General features: G+C 75.4%; 20 protein-coding genes. 12 read left to right on the top strand and 8 right to left on the bottom strand.

All coding sequences use genetic code 11. From position 1 onward, the window contains the following. Positions 1 to 14 precede the first annotated feature (14 nt). Positions 15 to 1481: a D-alanyl-D-alanine carboxypeptidase/D-alanyl-D-alanine-endopeptidase gene (dacB, locus tag ACIQG9_RS08295; RefSeq protein WP_400399309.1), complete on the bottom strand. Its 1467-nt coding sequence runs from the start codon at positions 1479 to 1481 to the stop codon at positions 15 to 17. Between the two features lie 626 nt (positions 1482 to 2107). Between dacB and ACIQG9_RS08300 the strand changes: the two genes are divergently transcribed. After that, on the top strand, positions 2108 to 2614 hold the full coding sequence (locus tag ACIQG9_RS08300; RefSeq protein ID WP_400399204.1) for an inorganic diphosphatase: 507 nt from the start codon (positions 2108 to 2110) through the stop codon (positions 2612 to 2614). Positions 2615 to 2684: 70 nt separating this feature from the next. Here ACIQG9_RS08300 and eccD read toward each other — a convergent pair whose 3' ends face one another. Further along, positions 2685 to 4085 carry a type VII secretion integral membrane protein EccD gene (eccD, locus tag ACIQG9_RS08305; protein WP_400399205.1) on the bottom strand — a complete coding sequence of 467 codons (1401 nt, stop codon included), beginning with the start codon at positions 4083 to 4085 and terminating at the stop codon, positions 2685 to 2687. Between the two features lie 102 nt (positions 4086 to 4187). Between eccD and eccCa the strand changes: the two genes are divergently transcribed. The 3 genes from eccCa to ACIQG9_RS08320 all read left to right on the top strand — a co-directional run bounded on the left by eccCa (position 4188) and on the right by ACIQG9_RS08320 (position 10339). After that, a complete protein-coding gene (gene eccCa, locus ACIQG9_RS08310; protein WP_400399206.1) occupies positions 4188 to 8132 on the top strand; it encodes a type VII secretion protein EccCa in 3945 nt (1314 codons plus the stop codon). 73 nt (positions 8133 to 8205) lie between these two features. Beyond that, positions 8206 to 9564 (top strand): type VII secretion-associated serine protease mycosin, encoded by a 1359-nt coding sequence (gene mycP, locus ACIQG9_RS08315; protein WP_400399207.1) that lies wholly within the window; start codon positions 8206 to 8208, stop codon positions 9562 to 9564. A 40-nt stretch (positions 9565 to 9604) separates the two neighbouring features. Further along, positions 9605 to 10339 carry a phosphatase PAP2 family protein gene (locus tag ACIQG9_RS08320; protein WP_400399208.1) on the top strand — a complete coding sequence of 245 codons (735 nt, stop codon included), beginning with the start codon at positions 9605 to 9607 and terminating at the stop codon, positions 10337 to 10339. 77 nt (positions 10340 to 10416) lie between these two features. Here ACIQG9_RS08320 and ACIQG9_RS08325 read toward each other — a convergent pair whose 3' ends face one another. The 6 genes from ACIQG9_RS08325 to ACIQG9_RS08350 all read right to left on the bottom strand — a co-directional run bounded on the left by ACIQG9_RS08325 (position 10417) and on the right by ACIQG9_RS08350 (position 15877). Beyond that, the gene (locus ACIQG9_RS08325) at positions 10417 to 11595 is read right to left on the bottom strand and encodes a MarP family serine protease (protein ID WP_400399209.1); all 1179 of its coding nucleotides are present in this window, start codon (positions 11593 to 11595) and stop codon (positions 10417 to 10419) included. A 58-nt stretch (positions 11596 to 11653) separates the two neighbouring features. Beyond that, positions 11654 to 12352, bottom strand: a complete 699-nt coding sequence (locus tag ACIQG9_RS08330; RefSeq protein ID WP_400399210.1) for an NUDIX hydrolase — start codon at positions 12350 to 12352, stop codon at positions 11654 to 11656. Positions 12353 to 12381: 29 nt separating this feature from the next. Next, on the bottom strand, positions 12382 to 13125 hold the full coding sequence (locus tag ACIQG9_RS08335; protein ID WP_400399211.1) for a TlpA family protein disulfide reductase: 744 nt from the start codon (positions 13123 to 13125) through the stop codon (positions 12382 to 12384). Beyond that, positions 13122 to 13910, bottom strand: a complete 789-nt coding sequence (nth, locus tag ACIQG9_RS08340) for an endonuclease III (RefSeq protein ID WP_400399212.1) — start codon at positions 13908 to 13910, stop codon at positions 13122 to 13124. The genes ACIQG9_RS08335 and nth overlap by 4 nt, the downstream gene beginning before the upstream one ends. 78 nt (positions 13911 to 13988) lie before the next feature. Continuing rightward, positions 13989 to 15149, bottom strand: coding sequence for a CapA family protein (locus tag ACIQG9_RS08345; RefSeq protein ID WP_400399213.1), 1161 nt, complete (start codon positions 15147 to 15149; stop codon positions 13989 to 13991). 56 nt (positions 15150 to 15205) lie between these two features. Beyond that, a complete protein-coding gene (locus ACIQG9_RS08350) occupies positions 15206 to 15877 on the bottom strand; it encodes an adenosylcobinamide amidohydrolase (RefSeq protein ID WP_400399214.1) in 672 nt (223 codons plus the stop codon). A gap of 218 nt (positions 15878 to 16095) precedes the next feature. Between ACIQG9_RS08350 and ACIQG9_RS08355 the strand changes: the two genes are divergently transcribed. From ACIQG9_RS08355 to ACIQG9_RS08390, 8 genes are all read left to right on the top strand, one after another. After that, the gene (locus ACIQG9_RS08355) at positions 16096 to 16773 is read left to right on the top strand and encodes a Crp/Fnr family transcriptional regulator (protein WP_067306583.1); all 678 of its coding nucleotides are present in this window, start codon (positions 16096 to 16098) and stop codon (positions 16771 to 16773) included. Between the two features lie 280 nt (positions 16774 to 17053). Next, positions 17054 to 17797 carry a metallophosphoesterase family protein gene (locus ACIQG9_RS08360; protein ID WP_400399215.1) on the top strand — a complete coding sequence of 248 codons (744 nt, stop codon included), beginning with the start codon at positions 17054 to 17056 and terminating at the stop codon, positions 17795 to 17797. A 182-nt stretch (positions 17798 to 17979) separates the two neighbouring features. Further along, positions 17980 to 18660: a TetR/AcrR family transcriptional regulator gene (locus ACIQG9_RS08365; protein ID WP_400399216.1), complete on the top strand. Its 681-nt coding sequence runs from the start codon at positions 17980 to 17982 to the stop codon at positions 18658 to 18660. A gap of 25 nt (positions 18661 to 18685) precedes the next feature. Next, positions 18686 to 19477, top strand: coding sequence for a TIGR03084 family metal-binding protein (locus ACIQG9_RS08370; protein WP_400399217.1), 792 nt, complete (start codon positions 18686 to 18688; stop codon positions 19475 to 19477). 65 nt (positions 19478 to 19542) lie between these two features. After that, complete coding sequence (locus tag ACIQG9_RS08375) at positions 19543 to 21216, top strand: acyclic terpene utilization AtuA family protein (protein WP_400399311.1); 1674 nt, start codon at positions 19543 to 19545, stop codon at positions 21214 to 21216. Next, positions 21213 to 22409, top strand: coding sequence for an acyl-CoA dehydrogenase family protein (locus ACIQG9_RS08380; RefSeq protein ID WP_400399218.1), 1197 nt, complete (start codon positions 21213 to 21215; stop codon positions 22407 to 22409). Before ACIQG9_RS08375 ends, ACIQG9_RS08380 begins: the two co-directional genes overlap by 4 nt. Before the next feature lie 52 nt (positions 22410 to 22461). Further along, positions 22462 to 24063, top strand: coding sequence for an acyl-CoA carboxylase subunit beta (locus tag ACIQG9_RS08385; protein ID WP_400399219.1), 1602 nt, complete (start codon positions 22462 to 22464; stop codon positions 24061 to 24063). 11 nt (positions 24064 to 24074) lie between these two features. Beyond that, positions 24075 to 26117 (top strand): acetyl/propionyl/methylcrotonyl-CoA carboxylase subunit alpha, encoded by a 2043-nt coding sequence (locus ACIQG9_RS08390; protein WP_400399220.1) that lies wholly within the window; start codon positions 24075 to 24077, stop codon positions 26115 to 26117. Positions 26118 to 26119: the final 2 nt, after the last annotated feature.

Genomic DNA, 26119 nt, shown 5'->3' on the forward strand with positions numbered 1-26119 from the left:
TGCGGGCGGCCGGCTCAGCGGCAGCCGCAGCCGGCCAGCGCGCCGGCGATCCGGTCGAGCGCCTGCCGGGTGGTGTCCAGGCCGTCCGGCGGGGCCTGGTCGGTGAGCACGGCGAAGGTGAGCAGCCGGCCGTCGCTGGTGGTGACCAGCCCGGCGATGGCGTGCACCCGGGTCAGCGTCCCGGTCTTGGCCCGGACCACGCCGGCTCCGGCGGCGGTCGCCGACGCCTGGTAACGGGTGTCCAGGGTGCCCGACCAGGCGGCGACCGGGAGGCCGCCGAAGATGGCGGCCAACTCCGGGTGGGTGCCGTTGCCGGCGAGCGTGATCAGGTCGGTGAGCAGGGAGGGGCTGATCCGGTTGCGGCGGGACAGCCCGCTGCCGTCGGCGAGGCTGAGTTCGTCGGCCGGCAGCCCCAGCTCGCCGATCACCTCGTCCATCGCCGCCGCCCCGCCGGTGAAGGAGGCCTGCTGGTTGCGGGCCAGCGCGACCTGCCGGGCCAGCGCCTCGGCGATCACGTTGTCGCTGTCGCTGATCATGATGTCGACCAGCCGGATCATCGGCAGCGACTCGACCTTGCCCAGCTCGGTGCCGGGCGTCGGGGCGCCGGTGCCGGCCGTACCGGCGGCGGCCGGGGCGGTGCCCTTGACCACCTCGGTGCCGGCGGGCAGTCCGAGCAGTCTGGCGAAGGAGCGGCCGGCGGCCAGGTCGGGCTGGGCGTACCGCTCGGCCGCGCCGTGGCTGTCGTCGAAGGTCTTCTTCGCCCCGACCGGGTCGCGGCGGGCCCCGTCGGTCATCAGCGCGGTGATCGACGCGCCGAAGCCGCCGGTCGGGATGTCGGCGTCCCAGCCGGGGCCGTGGACCGGCCCGGGGAAGAGCGTGGAGTCGACCACGACCCTGGTCGGCGCGGTGCCACCGAGCGCCTGCTTCACCTGTGCGGCCAGCGCGTCGAGGCGGGCCGCGCCGGGGTAGAAGCCGCTCTTGTCGACCGCCAGGGTCGGGTCGCCGCCACCGACCAGCACCACCTCACCGGGTTTCGCCCCGGCGACGGCACGGGTCGGGATCCGGTAGCCGGGGCCGCGTGCCTCCAGCACGGTCACCCCGGTCGCCAGCTTGGTGACCGAGGCGGGGACGGTGCCGTCGTCGCCGCCCTTGGCGTACAGCGACTCGCCGGTGACCACGTCGGCGACCGACACGTTGACCCGGCTGCCCAGTGCGGCGGCGGCGGTCAGCGGTTCGACCGCGGCGCGGATCCCGGCGGCGGTCGGCTCCGGCGCGTTGGCGTCCGGGCCGGCGAGCACCGGGGACGGATCGGGCTCGGGGGCCTGCGACGGGGCCGTCGGGGCGGCCGGCTGCTCCCCCAGCCACCCGGCGACCGGGCCGGGCCGGACCACCACCGCGACCCCGGCGAGGGCCAGCAGCAGCACGGTCGCCAGCAGGACGGGCAACCGCCGCCGACGGCGGGGCGCGGCGACGGGCGGCAGCGCCCCACCGGCCCCCGGCGGCAACGGACCGGGACCCGCCGGTGGCGGGGAGACCGGGGCGGAGCCGGCGTGCGGGGACGGCGACACCGGCACGGCCCCGGCCACCGGCTCGCCGGACGGCGGGCCCCAGGCCGGCTGCGGAACGGGCACCGAGCCGAAGACCGGACGTCCGGGCGGGCCGGGAACGGGCGGGACACCGGGGGTCGGGCGCCCGGGCGCGGCCCCGGCGGACGGCGTCAACCGGGCGGAACCGGACGCGGCCGGGCCGTCGGCGGACGGCGGACGCCAGGCCGGGGGCGGTGGGTGTTCGGGTGAGCGGCCGAACGCCGAGGGCGGTTCAGGGGTCGCCTCGGGACGGCGCAGAACGCTCGCGTCCGGCACCGGCACCCGGCCGGTGGCACCGCCGCTCCCGGATCGGCCGGATCCGCGTCCGTCAACCCCGTCCGGGCGGTAGTGTGAATCTTCCCTCCCCACGACCCCCTCCTCCCGCGGCCGAACCCGCCTGGGTGACACTACTTCGGTCCGAAGACTATGCGGCGTCCGGAGCCGACGGGTGGTCATTCACCCGTACCGGGGACGTCAGTGGTTCCGTTCAGCCAGCGTGGGCAGACGAGGGAGCGTGGGAGATGGATTTCGACGTCACGGTTGAGATCCCGAAGGGTCACCGCAACAAGTACGAGGTGGACCACGTGACCGGCCGGATCCGGCTGGACCGCACCCTCTTCACATCGACCCAGTACCCGGCCGACTACGGGTTCATCGAGGGCACCCTCGGCGAGGACGGCGACCCGCTGGACGCGCTGGTGCTGGTCCCCGAGCCGACCTTCCCGGGCTGCCTGATCCGCTGCCGCACCATCGGCATGTTCCGGATGACCGACGAGAAGGGCGGCGACGACAAGGTCCTCTGCGTGCCCTACGAGGACCCGCGCCAGGAGCACCTGCGCGACATCCACCACCTCGGCGAGTTCGACCGGCTGGAGATCCAGCACTTCTTCGAGGTCTACAAGGACCTGGAGCCGGGCAAGTCGGTCGAGGGCGCCACCTGGGTGGGCCGGGTCGAGGCCGAGGCCGAGATCCACGCGTCGTACCGGCGGGCCAAGGAGGCCGAGGAGCGCGGCGAGCACGCGCACTGAGCAGTCACGTCGACGAAGGCCCGGGCACACCCGCCCGGGCCTTCGTCGTGGGTCGGGCACCCGTCGTGGGTCAGCCCAGCAGGCCCCGCGCCGCCTCGTAGAGATCCAGCACCGCGCAGGCCACCGGGACCACCGAGACCACCAGCGCGGTGTCGGTCAGGTCCGCCACCCGGCCGACGTACGGTGAGACCGGCCGCCGGGCGTACGTCGTACCGGCGGCGACGGCGACCAGCGCGACGGCCAGCCCGCCCCCGGCCAGCGCCAGCATCCCGGGGGTGCCGGCCCGGCCGGCGAGCACCCCGCCGAGCACCGCGAACCCGGCGAGCCCGGCCGCCACCGGCGGCACCCGGTGACGGACCGCCACGAAGAGCCGGGACCGTAGCAGCAGCACCGCCGAGCCCACCGCCACCAGCAGCCGCCCGGCGACGCCGCCGGCCACGGCGAGCACCCCGGCGGCGGCCACCGCCAGCAGCGCGTGCCCGAGCAGCATCCCGGTCAGCATCTCCTCGGTGCGGGCCACCGCCGCGTGCACCCGCTCCCGGTCGGGCAGGTCCCGCACGCCGTCCGGGCCGCCGGTCGGGCCGGCCGGCAGGGTGATCGGCGGCAGCGGCACCTTGCCCAGCCGGATCGCCAGCAGCGGCAGCGCCCCGAGGGCGAAGACCAGCACGCAGAGCAGCACGGCGGCGGTGTCGGCCGGGTCGAGCAGCAGCCCGCCGAGACCGGCCGCGGCGCCCACCGCGCCGACCGTCGCGCCGGCCACGAAGACCCGCAGCCGGGTGGCGGTGCCGAGCAGCCCCAGCACGGCGGCCAGCAGCAGCGCCACCGCACCGGCGAGCAGTTCGGCAGCGCCGAGCCAGGGCAGCGGGCGGAACGCCCCCACCGGGTCGCCGGAGCTGACCGCGAGGGCGCCCGCCGCGGTGGCGTACGGCAGGGCGTAGCCGCCGAGCGTCGCGCCGGTCGGGCCGTCCCCGTACGCCCGGGAGGCGACCGTGCCGGCGAGGACGAGCAGCAGCGCCACCGCGCCCGCGACGGGCCAGCCGGCGGGCTGACCGGGCCCGGCGGCGAGGACGGCGAGCAGCCCGACGGCGAGCGGGACGCCCGCACCGGCCAGCGCGGCGGCCCGGGTGGCCGCCGGTGACCAGGCGGCGCCCCGGCGGCGGGCGCCGTCGGCGATGGCCTCGACCACGTCGTCGTACTCCAGTTCGGGCCACTGGTCGTGGGCGGGCACCAGGTGCAGCACCTCACCGTCGCGCACCCCCTGCGGCAGCAGGGCCTGCGCGGTGGCCAGCACCGCACCGTCGGTACGCCGGAGCACCCACCCGCCGTGCCGCTCGCCGTCGTCGGCCAGCCCCTCGCCGGCGTGCCGTAGCACCTCGGGCAGCAGCTCGGCCAGGGGAACCTGCTCCGGCAGGGCCACGTCGACGCGCCGCCCGGGGGCGCTGATGGTGACCCTGGCCAGCCCGGTGGTCATCGACTGGACTCCATATCGATCGGGAGCGGTGGCTGACGGACCACGCGCACTTTACCTACCATGAGCCAGGCTCGGGTTACCGAGAGCCACAGGGAGGCTGGCGTGTCCACTGTCGTCATCAAGCGGCCACCGCGCCGGCCCGCACCGGAGATACCGGTCGGCGAGCTGCCCGTGGAGGCCCCGCCGGAGATCCCCGCGGTCACCGGCGGCCGGTGGCAGCAGGCCCTGATGGTGCTGCCCATGCTGGGCGGCACGGTGGCGATGGCGATGATGTTCGGCCGGGGCGGCGGCGCCTACTCGTACGTGGTGGGCGGCATGTTCGGGCTCTCCTCGGTGGCGATGCTGATGACCACCTGGGGCAGCGCCGCCGGCACGCCGAAGAAGTCGGAGATGATGGCCGCCCGCCGGGAGTACCTGCGGCACCTGACCGCGCTGCGGCGCCGGGTCCGGCAGACCGCCCGGCAACAGCGGGCCGGGCTCTACTACCGGCACCCCGACCCGGGTCGGCTCTGGTCGACGGTGGACAGCCACCGGGTCTGGGAACGACGGCCCGCCGACCCGGACTTCGGGGTGGTCCGGGTGGCCGTCGGTCCGCAGACGCTGGCCACCCCGCTGGTCCCGCCGGTCACCCGGCCGCTGGAGGAGCTGGAGCCGATGACCGCGGGAGCGCTGCGGCGCTTCCTCGACGCGTACTCGGTGGTGCCGGACCTGCCGGTGGCGCTCTCGCTGCGCGGCTTCGCCCGGGTCTTCGTCCGCGGCGGGCCACCGACCGGCACCGGCTCGCCCGACGCCCAGGCGCTGGCCCGGGCGGTGCTCACCCAGCTCGCCGTCTTCCACGCCCCGGACGAGCTGCTGGTCGCGGTCTGCGCCGGTCCGGAGCGGCGGGCGCACTGGGAGTGGGTGAAGTGGCTGCCGCACGCCCACCACCCGACCCGCACCGACGCGCTCGGCCCGGTCCGCCTGGTCACCAGCTCGGCCGTCGAGCTGGAACGGCTGCTCGCCGAGGTGCTGGCCAGCCGCTCCCGGTTCAGCCCGGCCGGGCCGGCCACCGACGGGCCGCACGTGCTGGTGCTCCTCGACGGCGGCGACCTCACCGACGCCACCGAGCTGACCGGGGACGGCGGCATCGACGCGGTCACCGTGCTCGACCTGGACACCCCGCCGCCCCGCCTGCTCGACCGCTTCGCCCTGCTGCTGGAGGTCCGCGCCGGCCGGCTGCACTCCTGGTCCGCCGAGGGGCACGCCGAGGTGGGGGCCGCCGACCGGCTGGACATCGCCGACGCCGAGGCGGTCGCCCGGCGGCTCGCCCCGCTGCGGCTCGCCGCCGCCGGCCGGGGTTCGGAGGCCGCCCCCGGTGCCGAGCCGGGCCTGCCCGAGCTGCTGGGGCTCGGCGACCCGGCGGGGTTCACCGCCGACCAGGGTTGGCTGCCCCGCTCGCCCCGCGACCGGTTGCGTGTGCCGGTCGGCGTCGGCGCGGACGGCGGCGCGATCGAACTGGACCTCAAGGAGTCGGCGCAGGACGGGATGGGCCCGCACGGGCTGCTCATCGGGGCCACCGGCTCCGGCAAGTCGGAGCTGCTGCGCACCCTGGTGCTGGCGCTGGCCACCACGCACAGCTCGGAACAGCTCAACTTCGTCCTGGTCGACTTCAAGGGCGGGGCCACCTTCGCCTCCTTCGACCGGCTGCCGCACACCGCCGCCGTGATCACCAACCTGGCCGACGCGCTGCCCCTGGTCGACCGGATGGTGGACGCCATCAACGGCGAGCTGATGCGCCGCCAGGAACTGCTGCGCCGGGCCGGCAACTTCGCCAGCCTGCGCGACTACGAGCGGGCCCGGTCCGCCGGCACCCCGCTCGCCCCGCTGCCGTCGCTGCTGCTGATCTGCGACGAGTTCTCCGAGCTGCTGTCGGCCAAGCCCGACTTCATCGACCTCTTCGTGCAGATCGGCCGGCTCGGCCGCTCCCTCGGCGTGCACCTGCTGCTCGCCAGCCAGCGCCTGGAGGAGGGGCGGCTACGGGGGCTCGACACCCACCTGTCGTACCGGATCGGGCTGCGCACCTTCTCGGCGTTGGAGTCCCGCACGGTGCTCGGCGTGCCGGACGCCCACGAGCTGCCCCGCTCCCCCGGGCACGGCTACCTGCGCGCCGGCACCGACCCGCTGGTCCGGTTCAAGGCCGCGTACGTCTCCGGCCCGGTCCGCCGACGCGGCGGGACGGCCGGCGGCGGGGCGGGCGGCGCGGCCCGGCTGCTCGCCTTCTCCACCCACCTCGTGCCGGTGCCGGAGCCGGCCACCCCGGTCGCCCCGCCGACCGTCGAGGAGGAGGCCGAGAGCCTGCTCGACGCGCTGGTCGGTCGGCTGGCCGGGCAGGGGCCGCCGGCCCACCAGGTGTGGCTGCCGCCGCTGGACCGGGCACCCACCCTGGACGAGCTGCTCGGCACACCCGGCGTCGACCCGCAGCGCGGCCTGGGCTTCGCCAATCCGGAGCTGCACGGTGCCCTCCAGGTGCCGGTGGCGGTCGTCGACAAGCCGTACGAGCAGCGCCGTGACCTGCTCTGGCTGGCGCTGGACGGCGCCGCCGGGCATGTCGCCGTGGTCGGCGCACCGCAGAGCGGCAAGTCGCTCGCGCTGCGGACGCTGGTCTGCGCGCTGGCGCTCACCCACACCCCGGCCGAGGCGCAGGTCTACTGCCTGGACTTCGGCGGCGGCGGGCTCACCGCGCTGCGCGACCTGCCGCACGTCGGCGGGGTCGCCGGCCGGGCCGACCCGACGGTGGTCCGCCGGACGGTGGGCGAGATCGCTACCCTGCTCACCGAGCGGGAACGCCGCTTCACCGAGCTTGGCGTGGAGTCGATGGCGGCCTGGCGGCAGCGCCGTCGCGCGCTGGCCGCCGCCGGGCAGCCCACCGTCGACCCGTTCGGCGACGTCTTCCTCGTCGTCGACGGCTGGGCCACCCTGCGCGGCGAGTACGACGACCTGGAGCCGCTGATCACCGACCTGGCCACCCGGGGCCTGTCGTACGGGGTGCACGTGGTGGCGAGCGCGGTGCGCTGGATGGACTTCCGGCCGGCCATCCGGGACCTGTTCGGCTCCCGGTTGGAGCTACGCCTCGGCGACCCGTCCGACTCGGTGGTGAAGCGGACGGCGGCGGCGGGCGTACCGGAGCGGCCGGGGCGGGGCATCACCGCGCGGAGCCTGCACTTCCTCACCGCCCTGCCGCAGCTCACCGGCGGGGAGACGGCGGACCTGGTCAAGGCGGTCGCCGGAGCCTGGTCGGGGTCGCCCGCGCCCCGGGTACGGCTGCTCCCGCCGGTACTGCCCTACGCCGAGCTGGACGGCACGGCCGGCACCGGGCTGGCGTTCCCGGTCGGGGTGGCGGAGGCGGACCTGCGTCCGGTGGTGCTCGACTTCGCCGCCGAGCCGCACTTCGTGGTCTTCGGCGACGCCGAGTGCGGCAAGTCGTCGTTCCTCCGGGCGCTGGCCACCTCGATCATCACCCGGTTCACCCCCGAGCAGGCCCGGCTGATCCTGGTCGACTACCGGCGCAGCCTGCTCGGCACCGTCGAGACCGAACACCTGATCGGGTACGGCACCGCGGCGGCGCACACCGCCGAACTGGTCGAGTCGGTGGCCGGCTACATGCGGCGCCGGCTGCCCGGCCCGGAGGTCACCCCGGCCCAGTTGCGGGACCGCTCGTGGTGGTCCGGACCGGAGCTGTTCGTCCTGGTCGACGACTACGATCTGGTGGCCAGCGGCCCGGCGAACCCGCTGCGCGGGCTGGAGGAGCACCTGCCGCAGGCCCGCGACGTCGGCCTGCACCTGGTGCTCGCCCGCCGGTCCGGCGGCGCCGGCCGGGCCCAGTACGAGCCGATCGTCCAGCGGCTGCGGGAACTCGCCACCGCCGGTCTGGTGATGAGCGGCAGCCCGGACGAGGGGCAACTGGTCGGTCAGGTCCGCCCGGGGCCGTTGCCACCGGGACGCGGTCGGCTGGTCACCCGACGCGAGGGCGTACGCCTCGTGCAGCTCGCACATCTGCCGCCACCGTGATCCGAGTGTGCGGGAACATGCCGTGCCGGCCCGGGGAACCGGTAATCTCCGATCAGCATGTGTCCCGCGATGAATGGCTGAGGATGTGACCAGGGTTCGGCAGGGCTCCCCGACGGCGCTGCACCAGCTCGCCGGGCGGGCGCTGCTCGGCGTCGCGGCGACCACCGTGACGGTGGTGGGCGCGGCCCCGCCGCCGGCGTCCGCCGTGGCGTCCCGGCCGGCCACCGTGGCCGGTCCGGTCGCCCGGATGCCGCTGACCGAGCCCGACTTCGCACCGTTGGGCACCACCCGGGTCGACCGGGTGCGCGACGACCAGTTCCAGCTCGACGAGTTGAACGCCGCCACCGCCTGGCGCTCGTCGACGGGGCGCGGGGTGACCGTTGCGGTGATCGACTCCGGGGTGGACGGTTCCCACCCCGACCTCGCCGGCCAGGTGCTGCCGGGCATCGACCTGGTCGCCCCCGGCGGCGGCGAGCAGCCGGACCCGGTGGGGCACGGCACCACGGTGGCGAGCCTGATCGCCGGGCGCGGCGACGACCGGCGGGGGGTGGTCGGGCTGGCGCCGGACGCCCGGATCCTGCCGGTGCGGGTGCTCGACGACCAGAACCGCTACGACGACGCGATGATCGTCGCCAAGGGGGTGCGCTGGGCGGTCGACAACGGCGCCCGGGTGATCAACCTGTCCCTGGGCGGCAGCGGCGACAGCCCGGCGCTGGCCGCCGCGCTGGACTACGCGTTCGCCCGGGACGTGGTGGTGGTGGCCTGCACCGGCAACGTCGCCACCTCGACCACCTCGAAGGTCTGGTACCCGGCGCGGGAGCCGGGCGTGATCGCGGTGGCCGGCCTGGAACGCGACAGCGAGAACCTCTGGTCCGGCTCGATCACCGGGCCCGCCACCACGCTGACCGCCCCGGCGACCGGCCTGGTCGGTGCCCGTCCGCCCGGCAGCTACTGGGGGGTGCAGGGCACCAGCTTCGCGTCGCCGCTGGTGGCGGCGACCGCCGCCCTGGTCCGCGCCCGCTACCCCGACATGTCCGCCGGGGACGTGGTCAACCGGCTGCTGACCACCGCGAAGGACATCGGCCCCACCGGCCGGGACGACCGCTTCGGGTACGGCCTGGTCGACCCGGTCGCCGCGCTCACCGCCGACGTGCCGCTGATCCACCGCAACCCGCTGGACGACAACGACTCCCCCGGCGTGGTCGGTTTCGGCCCGGCCCCCGGCTCGGTCGGGGACGCCCAGGCCGGTGGCACCGGCAGCGACCCGCTGGGCTTCACCGCCCCGCGACAGCACACCCGCTGGACGGCCCAGCCGGCCGGCGGCGCGGACGACACCGCGCCGCGTCGGCTGTGGACCGGCGTCGCCGTCCTGGCCGCCCTGGTCGCCGGCGCGGCGTTGGTGATCCGCCGGTTCCGGCAGTGGGGCCGTTGAGCCGCGCCTGATCCTGGTTCCGAACGGGTAGGGCGGTCGCATGGGTTTCCCCGGTCCGCGCACCTCCGTACGCCCGTCGGGCCGGTCCTGGCGGGCCCGCCGCCTGGACCGGGAGCACCCCCTCGGCCTGCGGCTGACCCTGGCGTCGGCGGCCACGTTCCTGGTGCTGGTGCCGTTCGCGGTGCTGGCGGCGCTGGTGGTCGGGGCCTGGCCGCCACTGCACGGGCTGGACGCGACGGTGACCGACGCCCTGCACCGGTACGCCGTCGACCATCCGGCCTGGGTGCGGGTGACGGTGGTGTGGACGAACGTCTTCTCCCCCGGCCCGCTCCGGGTCGCCGCGCTGGCCTTGGTGGGGTGGCTGTGGAGCCGCCGGGCGCGGCGGCTGGCACTGTGGGTGGCCGCCACGATGGCCGTCGGCGGGCTGCTCGGCGCGCTGCTGAAGCTGCTGGTCGGCCGGAGCCGGCCGGACCTGCTCGATCCGGTGGCCCGGGCCGCCGGGTTCTCCTTCCCGTCCGGGCACGCGCTGAACGCGACCCTCGCGGCCGGGGTGCTGCTGGTGGTGTTCCTGCCGTACACCCGGGGCCGTCCGACGGCCAGCGGGGCACTCTGGACGGCCGCCGTGCTGCTCGCCGTGCTGACCGGGCTGAGCCGGGTGGCGCTGGGCGTGCACTGGATCAGCGACGTGCTCGGCGGCTGGCTGCTCGGCGTGGCGGTGGTGGCGGCCACCGCGGCGGCCCTCCGCGTCTGGCGGGTGCGGACCGGCCGGCGTTGACCCGGAGGTGCCGGGCCGGGCACCGCCGGGCCGGCGCGGCCCCGGGGCAGCCCGCCGGGCGGTCGCCGTCGGCCGGCTCAGGTGCAGTCGCCGGTGCCCACCCCACGGGTACGCTCCGCGCCGGCCAGCGCCACCGGCCGGGCCTCCTCGGCGGTCACCGCGAAGCCGGTGTTCGGGTCGTCCGCCGCCGCCGCGAAGATCACGCCGAGCACGAGACCGTTGGAGGAGACCAGCGGGCCGCCGGAGTTGCCGCTGCGGACCAGCGCCCGGATCGTGTAGATCTCCCGGTTCACCTTCGCGGAGTTGTAGATGTCCGGGCCCTCGATCCGGTCCACGTCACGGATCCGGGCCGGGCGGGCGTCGTACGGGCCGTCGAGCGGGAAGCCCAGCACGATCGCGTCCGCGCCGCTGCCGGCCTGCCCGGCGGCGAAGCGCAGGGACGGCCCGGGCAGCCCCGGCACGTGCAGCACGGCGAGGTCCCGGTCCGGGTCGTAGACGACCACGTCGCCGTCGTACCGTTCGCCGCGCAGCTCGACCGCGACCGAGCGGGTGCCGGCGACCACGTGCGCGTTGGTCATCACCCGGTCGTCGGCGTAGACGAAGCCGGAGCCCTCGATCCGGCGGGAGCAGCTCGGGGCGGAACCGAGCACCTTCACCACCGCCCGCTGGCTGTTCGCCACCACCTGGGAGCCGGCCAGCGCCGGGTCCGGCGGGGCGACCTGCCGCGCCGAGGTACGGCCGAGGCCGTTGAAGACGTCCGGGAAGCCGTTGGTGTCGACGGTGTCCCGCAGCGCGGTGGACAGCTCCTGGGCCCGGTCCGGCAGGATCCGGTCCACGACGGTCAGCAACGCGCTGTTCTTGACCGAGGCGGCCAGCCAGGGCAGCGACGAGGAGCCCAGCGGCACCGCGACCAGCCAGGCCACCAGCAGCACCGCGAGGATGGAGACGAACGCGCCGCCCACGTCGTCGGCGCGCCGGGCGACGTCGTTGGTGATCGTGCGGCGCAGGTGGGAGCCGAGCCACCCGGCCAGCGCCTGGCCGAGCACGGCGAGCCCGAAGACGGCGACCAGGGAGACCAGCACCCGGGTCCCGCTGTCGACGAACTGGCGGGCCAGCAGTGGTCCGAGTTGGAGCCCGATGAGCGCGCCCAGGAAGAACCCGGAGAACGACAGCGCCCCGATGACGAAGCCCTGACGGTATCCGCTGATCGCGAACACGAGCATGAGCAGGAGCAGAACGAGATCAACGGCGGACACGGGTCAAGGGTACGGGCAGCGGACACTCCGGGGGCGCTGCGCATGCGGAACGTGACGGTCAGGTCAGCGGTCCGGCCAGCTCGTCGACCTCGTCGGTGCCGGCCGAGGGAGCCGGGGTGGCAGCGGTGGGCGGCAGGTCGACCACCCTGGACCGGGGCCACGGCCGGGCCCAGCCGCCCATCTCCAGCAGGGTGGACAGCACCCCGGCGGTGAACCCCCAGACCAGCATGCCCCGGACGGAGAAGGCCGGGCCGATCCAGCCGCTCGGGTGGCGGACCCGCATCCGGTTGGCCGGGTCGACCAGCTCGTCGACGGGCAGCCGGGCGACGTGCGCGACCTCGGCCGGTTCCCGGGGGCGTACCGGGTGCGGGGTGTGCCACCAGGCCAGCACCGGGGTGACCAGGAAGTCGCTGACCGGGATCCAGAGCTTCGGCAGTTCGGCGAGGACGGTCACGCTGGCCGGGTCGAGGTCGACCTCCTCGTTCGCCTCGCGCAGCGCGGTGGCCGACACGTCGGCGTCCTCCGGGTCGGCCGCGCCGCCGGGGAAGGCCGGCTGACCGGCGTGGTTGCGCAGGGTGGCGGCCCGCTGGAGGACCAGCACGTCGGGGCCGACGCCCGGCTCCTCGCCGAGCAGCACCAGCACCGCGCTCTCCCGGCCACCCTCCTCGGGGGTGGTCAGCCGGGTGAAGTCCTCGGCGCGGGCGGTGCCGAGCCGGCCCAGCAGCGGGTCGAACCAGGACGGCGGGCGACGGGTCACCGGGCCACCCTCGTACGGGCCGGCCGGCGTCACGCGGGCACCTCCAGGTCGAGGTACCGACGGACCAGCTCGGCGAGGCGGGCGTCGTCGAGGGCACCGGAGGTGTCGGTGTGCCGGATCCGCCCCTGGGCGTCGACGAGCAGGGTGAGCGGGAAGACGTTGCGGCGCAGCTCCCGTTGCAGCGACTCACCCTGGTCGAACAGCATCGGGAAGCGGATGCCGAAGTCCTCGCCGATGGACTGCGCGCTGTCCCGGCTGTCCCGGCTGTTCACCCCGATCACCTGGAGTTGTCCGCCCGCGCGGACGCTGAGCCGCTGGAAGGCCGGCAACTCCTTGCGGCAGGGCGGGCACCAGGAGGCCCAGACGTTGACCACGGCCGGCCCCCGGACGTCCCGCAGGGCCACCGGGTCACCCCCGGTGAAGCAGGAGAGGGTCAGCTCGGGCAGCAGGCTGCCGGCGGCCGGCGCCGGCACCGGGCTGACGACCGTACCCCCGGCGACCCCGGACCCGACGGACCCGGTCGGCGCGACGGACCCGGTCGGTCCGGTGGATTCGGTCGGTCCGGCGGACCCGGTGGGTGCGGAGCCGGTGGGTGCGGAGCCGGTGGGTGCGGAGCCGGTGGGTGCGGTGGTCAGGGTGGCGCAGTCGGCGAACGGCGACGGGCGCTGCGCCCGGCCGGCGTTCGGGCCGGACCGCTCCCGCTCCTCGGCGGCGGTGCAGCCGGCGACCGTGAGCAGCACCGGGACGAGCAGCGCGGCGAGCCGACGCTTCACGGTGCCTCCGCGACGACGGCCGGCGCGGGCACCAGGTCCGGGTCGACCCCGGCGGCGACCGCGAGATCCCGGGCGCGGGGGCCCTTGAGCAGCTTCGCGGCGGCGGCCGGCTCGGTCGGGCCGGTGCCGTACGACGGGCAGAGCTTCGCCAGGGTGCACGCCCCGCACGCGGGCTTGCGGGCGTGGCAGACCCGCCGGCCGTGGAAGATGATCCGGTGCGAGAGCATGGTCCACTCCCGCTTCGGGTAGCGCGCGCCGATCTCGTGCTCGATCTTCACCGGGTCGGTCTGGGCGGTCAGCCGCCACCGCTGCACCAGCCGCTGGAAGTGGGTGTCGACGGTGATCCCGGGAACGTCGAAGGCGTTGCCGAGGATGACGTTGGCGGTCTTGCGGCCGATGCCGGGCAGCGTCACCAGGTCCGCCAGCCGCCCGGGTACCCGGCCGTCGTACCGCTCGACGAGGGCCTGCCCCAGCTTGATCAGTGAGTCGGTCTTGTTGCGGTAGAAGCCGGTCGGCCGGATCAGCTCCTCCAGCTCGGCCCGGTCCGCCCCGGCGTAGTCGGCGGCGCTCGGGTAGCGGGCGAAGAGCTTCGGGGTGACCTCGTTGACCTTCTTGTCGGTGCACTGCGCGGAGAGGATCGTCGCCACGGCCAGCTCCAGCGGGTTGGAGTGGTCGAGTTCACAGTGCGCGTCGGGGTGCGCCTCGGTCAGCGCCCGGCCGATCCGCCGGGCACGCCGGGTGCGGCCGAGGTCCGTCTCGACCCGGCCGGGAGAGCTGATGGTCACGCCGGCCAGCCTACGTCGCCGGGCCGGGCAGCCGCCGGGACGGCCGCGCCCGGCCCGGCGACCCGCCGCCGGGACCGGTCAGCCGGCCTCGGGCGGGCTGATCTTGCCGGTGCCGTCGAAGCGCGCCCCGGTCCGTGGGAAGTCGCTGCCGCTGAGCTGCTTGACCAGGCCGAGCCCCTGGTCGGCGGAGTCCATCGTCGGCTTGCCCACCGAGTTCATCCGGGTGGAGGTGAACGAGCCGCCGGCGAAGCTGCCGTCCGGCTTGAGGGAGACCTTCAGGACCCCACCCCAGCCGAGCCGGCCGGTCGGGTTCAGTGAGCGGGCGCCGCCGGCGAAGTTGCCGAGGCTGTACGCGATCAGCCGGCCCTGGTAGAACTCCATGCCCCGCAGCACGTGCGGGCCGTGCCCGACGATCAGGTCGGCCCCGGCGTCGATCATGGCGTGGGAGAACTTGACCGGGTCGCCCCGGTTCTCGCCGAGGAACATCTCGGTGCCGGGGCGGACCCGGGTCTTGTCCGACCCCTCGCCCCCCATGTGCACCTGCACCACCACCAGGTCGGCCAGGGTGGCGGCCTTCTCGACCACCTTCTTGGCGGCGTCGATGTCGACCAGGCTGTTGGACCAGACGTACGACGAGAAGCCGGCCACCGCGATCTTCACCCCGCCGACCTCGACCACGGTGATCTGGTCGGGCGCGCCGGTGTGCTTCAGTCCCTGCGCCTCCAGCGCCTTCTGGGTGTTCTCGTACCCCCGGGGGCCGAAGTCGTAGCCGTGGTTGTTGGCCTGGTTGAGCAGTTGGAACCCGGCGTCCTTGAGGTGGCCGGCGTACTCCGGCGGGACCCGGAACTGGAAGCAGTTGGTGGAGTCCGCGCCGCACTTGCCGGTGCCGGTGTCCGTGGTGAGCGGCTCCTCCAGGTTGCCCATCACCAGGTCGGCCTTGAGCGCGCCCTTGACCTCGTCGAAGAAGCCCTCGCCGCCGTTGGCGGGCAGCCGGGACGGGGCCATCCCCATCACGATGTCGCCGGTCGCCGAGAGGGTGACGGCATCGCCGCCCGCCGCCGCCGTCGTCGAGCGGCTCGGCACCGGCGAACCGGTGGTGCCGGCGCCGCCACCCGGTTGCCAGACCGGGGGGTCGGCGTCGGGCTGGGCGCAGCCGGCGAGGAGCACGGCGAGCAGCGCGCCAGCGGCGAGCGCGGCGCGGCGGCGGGGACGGGGCATGGGGAGCGCGGCAGCATACATCGCCCGCGACGGTACCGGGTGGGTAACACCCCGACGACGGCCGATCGGACGGAAGTTCAGCCCGGCCGCCGGTCCGACCACGGGACGCAGGGCACCGCGCCACCGTCCCGGACGGCCGCGCGCACGGCCCGGGCGAGCGGGGCGCCCCAGGTGGACCGGGGACCGCCGTAGGGCTCGGCGGGGCCGCCTGCCGGGTCTCCGACCGGGCAGAGCACGGTGACCGAGTCGGTGGGTGTGCCGGTGGCCGGCAGGCCCAGCTCCCAGATCGCCTGGCACTTCGCCTCGGTCGCGGTGGCCACGGCGTTGACCAGGGCGGCGTCGCCGAGCGCCGCCGGGACGTACACCACGACGTTGACCGTGCCGACCCGCTGGGTCGGGGCGTGGGCCGGGCCGGCGGCCCAGACCGGGGTGCCCAGGCCGACGGTGGCCCAGGCCCGCACGCCGGTGTCGGCCCGCGCCACCACCTCCGCGACGTCCACCCCGGTGAGCAGGCCGACCCCGGGTCCGTCGAGGCCGAGCCGGTCGGCGAGGGCGGCCAGGTGCGCCGCCGGGTCGTCCCGGTGGTACGACATCGGCACGGTCGCGTTGACCACCCAGTTCCGTACGCCGACGCCGCCGCCGAGCGGGCCGGAGCTGACCGCCCGCAGCGGCGTCCCGGCACGCCACACGAGTAGCGGAATGTCCCACCCGTCCTCGGGGCGGCTGGTCAGCAGGGGGTCGCTCAGCACCCGGTCACCCTACGACCAGCGGCAACGACCACCGGTGACCGCCCGGGACGGCGGGCGATCATAGCGCCCGGCCAGGTCAGGAAGGTTACGCCCAACGATCAAGTTTCCAGGGGTGCAGCTCTGATTCGTGCTCACGTGCGCCTAGACTTGGCGGCGCGCGAGGGATCAGCGGACGGCGGACCCGGCCGAGGGACGGCACGCGCAACCGGAGGTGCGCGATGGACGAGGTACTGGCCCGCAGCGGGATCTTCCAGGGTGTCGACCCGGAGGCTGCCGAGGCGCTCGCCAAGGAGATGGAGACGATCGACGTCCGCAAGGGCGAGATCGTCTTCAACGAGGGCGAGCCCGGCGACAGTCTCTACATCCTCCTGTCAGGCAAGATCAAGGTCGGCCGTCGGGCGGCCGACGGCCGGCAGAACCTCATCGCGGTGATGGGCCCGTCGGACATGGTCGGCGAGCTGTCGCTCTTCGACCCGGGTCCGCGTACGGCCACGGCCACCGCGGTGACCGACACCCGGCTGGTACGGCTGCGCAAGCAGGCGCTGCGGCCCTGGCTGAACAACCGGCCCGAGATCGCCGAGCAGTTGCTGCGGGTGCTGGCCCGCCGGCTCCGCCGGACCAACGACTCGCTGGCCGACCTGATCTTCACCGACGTGCCGGGCCGGGTCGCCAAGAACCTGCTCCAGATGGCCGGCCGGTTCGGCACCCGCGACGGCGGCGTGCTGCGGGTGACCCACGACCTGACCCAGGAGGAGATCGCCCAGCTCGTCGGCGCCTCCCGGGAGACCGTCAACAAGGCGCTCGCCGACTTCGCCTCGCGCGGCTGGCTGCGGCTGGACGGCAAGAGCATCATCATCCTCGACCCGGAGCGCCTGGCCCGTCGCGCGCGGGTCTGATCCGGCACCGGGCAACTGAGCCAGGGCCGTCCACCGGGCGGCCCTGGCTCTTTCGCGTCCCCGCCGCCCCCGCCCGGCGGCCCTGGATCTCTCCGCGTTCCCCGCCACCCCAGCCGGCGGATCTGGATCTTTCCGTGTTCCCCACCACCCACCCGGCGAGCCTGGCTACTTGGCGTTCCCTGCCACCCCGCCCGGCACGCCTGGACCGGCGACAGGGGTGCGGATCTGCCCGCCGCAGAATTCCTCGACCACCGCGGCCGGCTTCCGGCACGGTGGGCGGATGCTGCAACGTGTCGCGGTGCTGTCCGACGTCCACGGCGCGCTGCCCCCGCTGGAGGCCGTGCTGGCCGAGCCGGAGGTGGCCACCGCCGACCTGATCGTGTTGACCGGTGACGTCGCCGCCGGCCCGCAGCCGGTCGAGGTGCTGGACCGGCTGACCGCACTCGGCGAGCGGGTGCGCTGGGTACGCGGCAACGCCGACCGGGAACTGGTCGAGGCCCGCGCCGGCCGGCCGTCCGGGCACGACGTCGCGAACTGGGCGGCGGCGCAACTCCGCCCGGACCAGCTCGCCCTGCTGGCCGCGCTGCCGCTGACGATCACCCTCCCGGTCGCCGGCCTCGGCCCGGTGCTCTTCTGCCACGCCACGCCCCGCGACGACGAGGAGGTCGTGCTGGTCGACTCCCGGCCGGCCCGCTGGGCGGAGGTGTTCGCCGGGCTGCCCGAGGAGGTTCGCACCGTCGTCTGCGGACACACCCACATGCCGTTCACCCGGCTGGTCGACCGCCGCCTGGTGGTCAACCCGGGCAGTGTCGGCATGCCGTACGGCGGGCCGGGGGCGTACTGGGCGTTGCTCGGCCCGGGGGTGCAGTTGCGCCGGACGGCCTTCGACGTCGACGCGGCCTGCGCCCGGGTCACGGCGGAGTCGGGCTTTCCGGACGCCGTCGCCTGGGCCGACGAGTACCTCCGCTCCCGACACAGCGACACCGACGCGCTCGCCGCCTTCGCCCCGCGCGACGGCCGCTGAGGTCGCACCCTCGCCACCGGGCTCCACTGTCGCCTTCGGGCTCGCACCGACGCCCGGCCGACGACCTACGCCGGGGCCGGGACCTGCATGCCGCCTGGTTCGCACCCGACGCCGTCGGAGCCCGCCCCGGACCGGAAAAAGTCAGGCTTGACTGTTTGTTTGGGCGGCGGCACGCTGGTGCCGTGCCCGCATCGACCCGCGTCCCGCAACAGGAACGCAGCCGCGCCACCCGGACCCGACTGCTGGAGGCGACGGTGGACTGCCTGGTGCGGCACGGCTGGTCCGGCACCACCACCACCGTGGTCGCGACCCGGGCCGGTGTCTCGCGGGGCGCCCAGTTGCACCACTACCCGACCAAGGCCGCCCTGGTCACCGCCGCCGTCGCCCACCTCGCCGAACGACGCGCCGAGGAGCTGCGCACCGAGGCCGAGGCGCTGCCCCCGGGCCCGCAGCGGCTCGACCGGGTGATCGACCTGCTCGGCGCGGCCTTCACCGGGCCGCTCTTCGTCGCCGCGCTGGAGCTGTGGGTGGCCGCCCGCACCGACGCGGAGCTACGCGGTGCCCTGGTGCCGCTGGAGGCCCGGGTGGGCCGGGAGATGCACCGGCTCACCGTCGCGCTGCTCGACGTCGACGAGCGACGACCCGGCGTCCGCGAGGCGGTACAGGCCACCCTCGACCTGCTGCGCGGGCTCGGCGTGGCCAACCTGCTCAGCGACGACTCGGCCCGGCGCACCGCCCTGCTGCACACCTGGAAACGCCAGCTCGCCACCCTGCTCACCCCGGAACAACGCCCGCCCGACCGGAAGACGCCGCCGGCACCGGGCGCTCCGGCGACCGGAGGCACGACACCCGCCCGACCCTGACCGGCCCACCCCGCCCGGAGGCACCATGGTCGACCTGACCGCACTGCTCGCCGACCTGACCGGCGAGTCCGACCAGCTCGACGCCCTCGTCACCGGGCTGCCGCCTGCGGCGTGGACCCGACCGACACCCGCCGCCGGGTGGACGATCGCCCACCAGATCGCCCACCTCGCCTGGACCGACCACGTGGCCGCGCTCGCCGCCACCGACCCGACGTCGTTCTACGCCTCGGTCACGTCGGCACCCGACCCGAGCCGGCTGGTCGACGACGGCGCGGAGGAGTTCCTGGCCCCGCCGGCCGACCTGCTCGACCGGTGGCGTACCGGCCGGGCCGCGCTCGCCGCCGCCCTCGCCGCCGTCCCGGCCGGGGACCGGCTGCCCTGGTACGGCACCCGGATGTCGGCCGCCTCGATGGCCACCGCCCGGATCATGGAGACCTGGGCGCACGGCGAGGACGTCGCCGAGGCGCTCGGCGTCGCGCGTACCCCGACGGCCCGGCTACGGCACGTCGCGCACCTCGGCTTCCGTACCCTCGGGCACGGCTTCGCCGCCCACGGCCGCGCGCTGCCCACCGCCCCGGTACGGGTCGAACTCACCGCGCCCGACGGATCGACCTGGGCCTTCGGGCCGGCCGACGCGGCAGACCGGGTCACCGGCCCGGCCGTCGACTTCTGCCTGCTGGTGACCCAGCGTCGGCACCGCGCCGACCTCGCCCTGGTCGCCGACGGGCCGACCGCCGACGCCTGGCTCGACGTGGCCCAGGCGTTCGCCGGCCCGCCCGGTGCCGGCCGGGAACCGCGCGCCGGGGCGACGGCGTGAGCGAGGTGCTGCGGGTCGGCAACGCCTCCGGCTTCTACGGCGACCGGTCCACCGCCTGGCGGGAGATGCTCGACGGCGGTGAGCTGGACGTGCTGACCGGCGACTACCTGGCCGAGTTGACCATGCTGATCCTCGGCCGGGACCGGCTGCGCGACCCCGACCTCGGCTACGCGAAGACCTTCCTCCGCCAGCTCGATGGGTGCCTCGGCACCGCGCTGGACCGGGGCGTACGGATCGTGACGAACGCCGGTGGGCTGAACCCGGCCGGGCTGGCCGCCGCGATCGGCGCCCTCGCCGACCGGCTCGGCCTCACCGTCCGGGTCGGCCACGTCGAGGGCGACGCCCTCCCCCGGCCGGACGCGCTCACCGCCAACGCTTACCTGGGGGCGTTCGGCATCGCCGCCTGCCTGGACGCCGGGGCGGACGTGGTGGTGACCGGGCGGGTCACCGACGCCTCGCTGGCGGTCGGCCCGGCGATCGCCCGGTTCGGCTGGCGGCGCGACGACCTGGACGCGCTGGCCGGGGCGACCGTCGCCGGCCACCTGATCGAGTGCGGCGCGCAGGTCACCGGCGGCAACTTCAGCTTCTTCACCGAGCTGCCCGACGGCGGGCACCGGCCCGGCTTCCCGATCGCCGAGATCCACCCGGACGGCTCGTCGGTGCTCACCAAACACCCCGGCACCGGTGGCGCGGTCACCGTGGAGACGGTCACCGCCCAACTGCTGTACGAGGTGGGCGGCCCCGACTACCTCGGGCCGGACGTGGTCACCCGGCTGGACACGGTACGGCTGGATCAGGACGGGCCGGACCGGGTCCGGGTCTCCGGGGTCCGGGGCACCCCGCCGCCGACCACCCTGAAGGTGGGCGTCAACAACCTGGGCGGCTTCCGCAACTCGATGACCTTCGTGCTCTGCGGGCTGGCCATCCCGGCCAAGGCCGCCCTGGTCCGGGGCCAGGTCGAGGCGGCGGTCGGGGCGGACGGGCTGGAGTTCACCCTGGCCCGCACCGACCACCCCGACGCGGCCGACACCGAGGCGGCGAGCGCGCTGCTGCACGTACACCTGCGCGACGGCGACCGGGTGCGGGCCGGGCGGGCCTTCTCGGCGGCGGCGGTGGAGCTGGCCCTGGCGTCGTACCCGGGCTGCACCCTGACCACCCTGCCCGGCGACGCCACCCCGTACGGCGTCTTCACCACCGACGTCGTGCCGCAGGCCGAGGTGCCGCACGTCGCCGTCCTGCCCGACGGCGAACGGGTGGCGGTGCCCGCACCGACCACGGTGGCCGAACCACCGCCCGGCGCCGGCGCCGGCGCCACCGTCCCCGCCGAACCACCGCCCGGCGCGGGCGCCGGAGCCACCGTCCCCACGGACGCGGCGGCCCCGGCCGGGTCCGGGCCGAGCCGGCGCGGGCCGCTCGGTGAGCTGGTCGGGGCCCGCTCGGGGGACAAGGGCGGCGACGCCAACCTCGGCGTCTGGGCCCGCACCGACGCGACCTGGGCCTGGCTGCGCGACTGGCTGACCGTCGACCGGCTGGCCGGGCTGCTGCCGGAGACCGCCCCGCTGAGCGTCGAGCGGTACGAGCTGCCGAACCTGCGCGCGGTCAACTTCGTGGTCCGGGGGCTGCTCGGGCCGGGCGTGGCCGCCTCCACCAGGTTCGACCCGCAGGCCAAGGCGCTCGGCGAGCTGCTCCGCTCCCGCGTCGTCGACCTGCCCACCACGATCGGGGAGGCGGCCGGATGAGCATCGCGCACACCCCGGAGCGGCGCCAGCTACGGGAGCTGACCCGGGCCTTCGTGACCCGGGAGGTGCTACCGCACCTGGCCGACTGGGAGCGCGCCGGCGAGGTGCCCCGCGAGCTGCACGCCATCGCCGCCAAGCTCGGCCTGCTCGGGATCGGCTTCCCCGAGGCGGTCGGCGGCAGCGGCGGCAACCTGCTCGACTCGATCGTGGTCACCGAGGAGATCATCCGCTCGGGCGGCTCGTCCGGGCTGGTCGCGGCGCTGTTCACGCACGGCATCGCGCTGCCGCACATCGTCGCCGCGGCCGGCGCCCGCACCGGCGGCACGCTCGGGGGCATGTTCGCCGCCGACCCGGCCGCCGCCGAGGACCCGCTGGTCGAGCGGTACGTCCGCCCGACGCTCGCCGGCACGATGATCGGCGCGCTGGCGATCACCGAGCCGGACGGCGGTTCGGACGTCGCCTCGATCCGCACCACCGCCCGCCGGGACGGCGACCACTACGTGGTGAACGGGTCGAAGACGTACATCACCAGCGGGGTACGGGCCGACTTCGTCACCACGGCGGTCTGCGGCGACTTCCCCGGCAGCGGGTCACTGCACCTGCTGGTGATCGACAAGGGCACGCCCGGGTTCACCGTCGGCCGCCGGCTGGAGAAGCTCGGCTGGCACTGCTCGGACACCGCCGAGCTGTCCTTCGTCGACGTGCGGGTGCCGGTGACCCACCGGATCGGCGAGGAGGACACCGGCTTCCTGGCGATCATGCAGAACTTCGCCGCCGAGCGGCTCTCGCTGGCCACCCAGGCGTACGCGACCGCGCAGCGCTGTGTGGAGCTGGCCGTCCGCTGGTGCCGGGACCGGTCCACCTTCGGTCGGCCGTTGGCCAGCCGCCAGTTGATCCGGCACCGGCTCGCCGAGATGCACACCCGAGCCGAGGCCGCCCGGGCGTACGTGCACGACGTGGCCGTCCGGGTGGCGGCGGGCGAACCGGTGGTGACCGAGGTGGCGATGGCGAAGAACGTCGCGGTGGCCGCCTGCGACCAGGTCGTCGACCAGGCATTGCAGCTACACGGCGGCTTCGGCTACCTGCGCGACGCCGAGGTGGAGCGGCACTACCGGGACGCCCGGATCCTCGGCATCGGCGGCGGCACCACCGAGATCATGAACGAGATCGTCGCGAAGGGCCTGGGCCTGTGAGGGCGTGGCACGAGCCGGGCCCGCCAGCCCCGTCGCGATCGGAGGGAACCCCGTGACCACACTGGAGAGCACGATCGACCCGTCCTCGCCGGCCTTCACGGCCAACCGGGAGGCGCTGCTGGCCCGGCTGGCCGAGCTGGACGCCGCGCTCGACCGGGCCCGGGCCGGTGGCGGCGAGAAGTACGTGACCCGGCACCACGGCCGGGGCAAGCTGCTGCCCCGGGAGCGGATCGAGCTGCTGCTCGACCGGGACAGCCCGTTCCTGGAGCTGTCCCCGGTCGCCGGGCACGGCACCGACTTCCCGGTCGGGGCGAGCGTGGTCACCGGTATCGGCGTGGTCGAGGGCGTGGAGTGCCTGATCGTCGCCAACGACCCGACGGTACGCGGCGGGGCGGTCAACCCGTGGTCGCTGGCCAAGACCCGGCGGGCCGGCGAGATCGCGCTGGCCAACCGGCTTCCCATGATCAATCTGGTGGAGAGCGCCGGTGCGGACCTGCCCACCCAGGCGGAGATCTTCATCCCCGGCGGCCGGGTGTTCCGCGACCTGACCCGGCTCTCCGCGGCGAAGATCCCCACGCTCAGCGTGGTCTTCGGCAACGCCACCGCCGGTGGCGCGTACGTGCCGGGGATGTCCGACTTCACCATCATGATCCGGGACCGCTCGCAGGTGTACCTGGCCGGGCCGCCGCTGGTGCGGATGGCCACCGGCGAGGTCACCGACGACGAGTCGCTGGGCGGGGCGGCGATGCACGCCACGACGTCCGGCCTGGCCGACTTCCTCGCCGCCGACGAGCGGGACGGCATCCGGCTGGCCCGGCAGTGCGTCCGCCGGCTCAACTGGCGCAAGCAGGGGCCGCCGCCACGCGATCCCGTGCCGTCGCCCCCGAAGTACGACCCGGAGGAGCTGCTCGGCATCACCAGCGCCGACCTCAAGGTGCCGTTCGACCCGCGTGAGGTGCTGGCCCGGGTGCTCGACGGCAGCGAGTTCGACGAGTTCAAACCGGCGTACGGCGCCGCCCTGGTCACCGGCTGGGGCGAGCTGCACGGCTACCCGGTCGGGGTGCTGGCGAACGCCCGGGGGGTGCTGTTCAGCGAGGAGGCGCAGAAGGCGGCCCAGTTCATCCAGCTCGCCAACGCCGCCGACACCCCGCTGGTCTTCCTCCAGAACACCACCGGGTACATGGTGGGCACCGCCTACGAGCAGCGCGGCATCATCAAGCACGGCGCCCTGATGATCAACGCGGTGTCGAACTCGACGGTGCCGCACCTGACGGTCAACCTGGGCGCCTCGTACGGGGCCGGCAACTACGGCATGTGCGGTCGGGCGTACGAGCCGAGGTTTCTGTTCACCTGGCCGAACGCCAGGTCGGCGGTGATGGGGCCGGCGCAGCTCGCCGGGGTGTTGTCGATCGTGGCCCGGCAGGCCGCCGCCGCCCGGGGCTACGACTTCGACGAGGAGTCCGACGCCGCGATGCGGATGATGGTCGAGCAGCAGATCGAGTCCCAGTCCGGGGCGCTGTTTCTCTCCGGCCGGCTCTACGACGACGGGGTGATCGACCCTCGGGACACCCGTACCGTCCTCGGGCTCTGCCTGTCGGCCATCCACAACGGACCGGTGAGAGGCGCCGACGGCTTCGGCGTCTTCCGGATGTAGGGGGCGCGTCCATGATACGGAAACTGCTGGTCGCCAACCGGGGGGAGATCGCCCGCCGGGTCTTCGCCACCTGCCGGACGCTCGGCGTCGCCACGGTCGCCGTGCACTCCGACGCGGACGCCGACGCGCCGTTCGTCGCCGAGGCCGACGAGGCCGTACGCCTGCCGGGCAACACGCCGGCCGAGACGTACCTGCGGGTCGAGCTGATCCTGGACGCGGCCCGCCGGACCGGCGCGGACGCCGTACACCCGGGTTACGGCTTCCTCGCCGAGAACGCCGGTTTCGCCACGGCGGTGACCGACGCGGGCCTGACCTGGGTCGGCCCGAGTGCCAAGGCGATCGCCGTGATGGGCGACAAGATGGCGGCGAAGGCGCTGCTCGCCGAGGCCGGGGTGCCGATGCTGCCCACCTGGACCGACCGCGACGAGATCACCGACTTCCCGGTGCTGGTCAAGGCGTCCGCCGGAGGTGGCGGGCGCGGCATGCGCATCGTCCGCGACGCCGCCGACCTGCCCGGGGCCGTGGCCTCCGCGCGCCGCGAGGCCGCCGCCGCGTTCGGCGACGGCACGGTCTTCGTCGAGCGGTACGTCGAGCGCGGACGCCACGTCGAGGTGCAGGTCTTCGGCGACTCCCACGGCACGGTGGTCGCCCTCGGCGAGCGGGACTGCTCGATCCAGCGCCGGCACCAGAAGATCGTCGAGGAGGCCCCGGCGGTCGTCCCGGCCGAGCTGCGCCGCCGGCTGCACGAGGCGGCGGTGGCCGCCGGCCGGGCGGTCGACTACCTGGGCGCGGGGACCGTGGAGTTCCTGCTCGCTCCGACCGGCGAGTTCTTCTTCCTGGAGATGAACACCCGCCTCCAGGTGGAGCACCCGGTCACCGAGGCGGTCACCGGGCTCGACCTGGTCCGGCTGCAACTGCTGGTCGCCGAGGGCGGGGCGGTGCCGCTGGCGGCGACCCCGCCGGCCGACGGCCACGCGATCGAGGTACGGCTCTGCGCCGAGGATCCGGGGCAGGGCTTCCGGCCCGCCACCGGCACCCTGCACCGGTTCACGCTGCCCGGGGTGGCCGGCGAGTTCACCCCGACGCGGGGCCTGCGGCTCGACTCCGGGGTGGTGGCCGGTTCGACGGTGGGCGTGCACTACGACTCGATGCTCGCCAAGCTGGTCGCCTGGGCACCGACCCGGGCCGAGGCCGCCCGGCTGCTCGCCGGGGCGCTGGCCCGGGCCGAGTTGCACGGCGTGGCCACCAACCGGGACCTGCTGGTCCGGGTGCTGCGCAGCCGCGAGTTCGGCACGGTGGAGATCGACACCGGTTTCCTGGACCGGCACGAGGAGGTGTTCGCCCCGCTGCTGCCCGCCGACCAGGTGCCGCTGGCGGCGCTCGCCGCCGCGCTCGCCGGGGCCGCCGGCCGTCGGGCGGGCGCGTCGGTGCTCGCCGGGCTCCCGTCCGGCTGGCGGAACGTACCCGCCTTTCCCCAGGTCGTCCGCTACACCGCTGCGAACGGCGAGGAGTTCGAGGTGCGCTACCGGCTGGACCGGGCCGGTGGGCTCGCCGACTGGTCCACCGACCCGCCGGCCCTCCCCACGGGCGTGGCCGTCCCACTGCCCGACTCGACGGCCGCCGCCCCGACCACAGCCGGCACGACCACCGCAGCGCCGGGACGGGCCGTGACGCTGGTGACCGCCGGGCCGGACCGGGTGTCGCTGGACGTGGCGGGGGTGCGGCGGGTGTTCCGCGTACACCGGGCGGGGCCGGCGGTCTTCGTGGACGGCCCGGACGGGGCGGTGAGCCTGACCGAGCTGCCCCGCTTCCCGCTGCCCACCGCGGCGCCGGCCGCCGGGTCGCTGCTCGCGCCGCTGCCCGGCGCGGTGACCCGGGTACACGTCGAGGTCGGACAGCGGGTCGCCGCCGGTGACCTGCTGCTGACCCTGGAGGCGATGAAGCTGGAACATCCCGTGCTCGCCCCGACCGACGGCGTGGTCGCCGAACTGCCGGTGCCCGCCGGCGGGCAGGTCGAGACGGGGGCGGTGCTGGCCGTGGTCAACCCCGACTGATC

The organism is Micromonospora sp. NPDC092111, assembly GCF_044755745.1.
In the GTDB taxonomy this organism is placed as follows: Bacteria; Actinomycetota; Actinomycetes; order Mycobacteriales; family Micromonosporaceae; genus Micromonospora.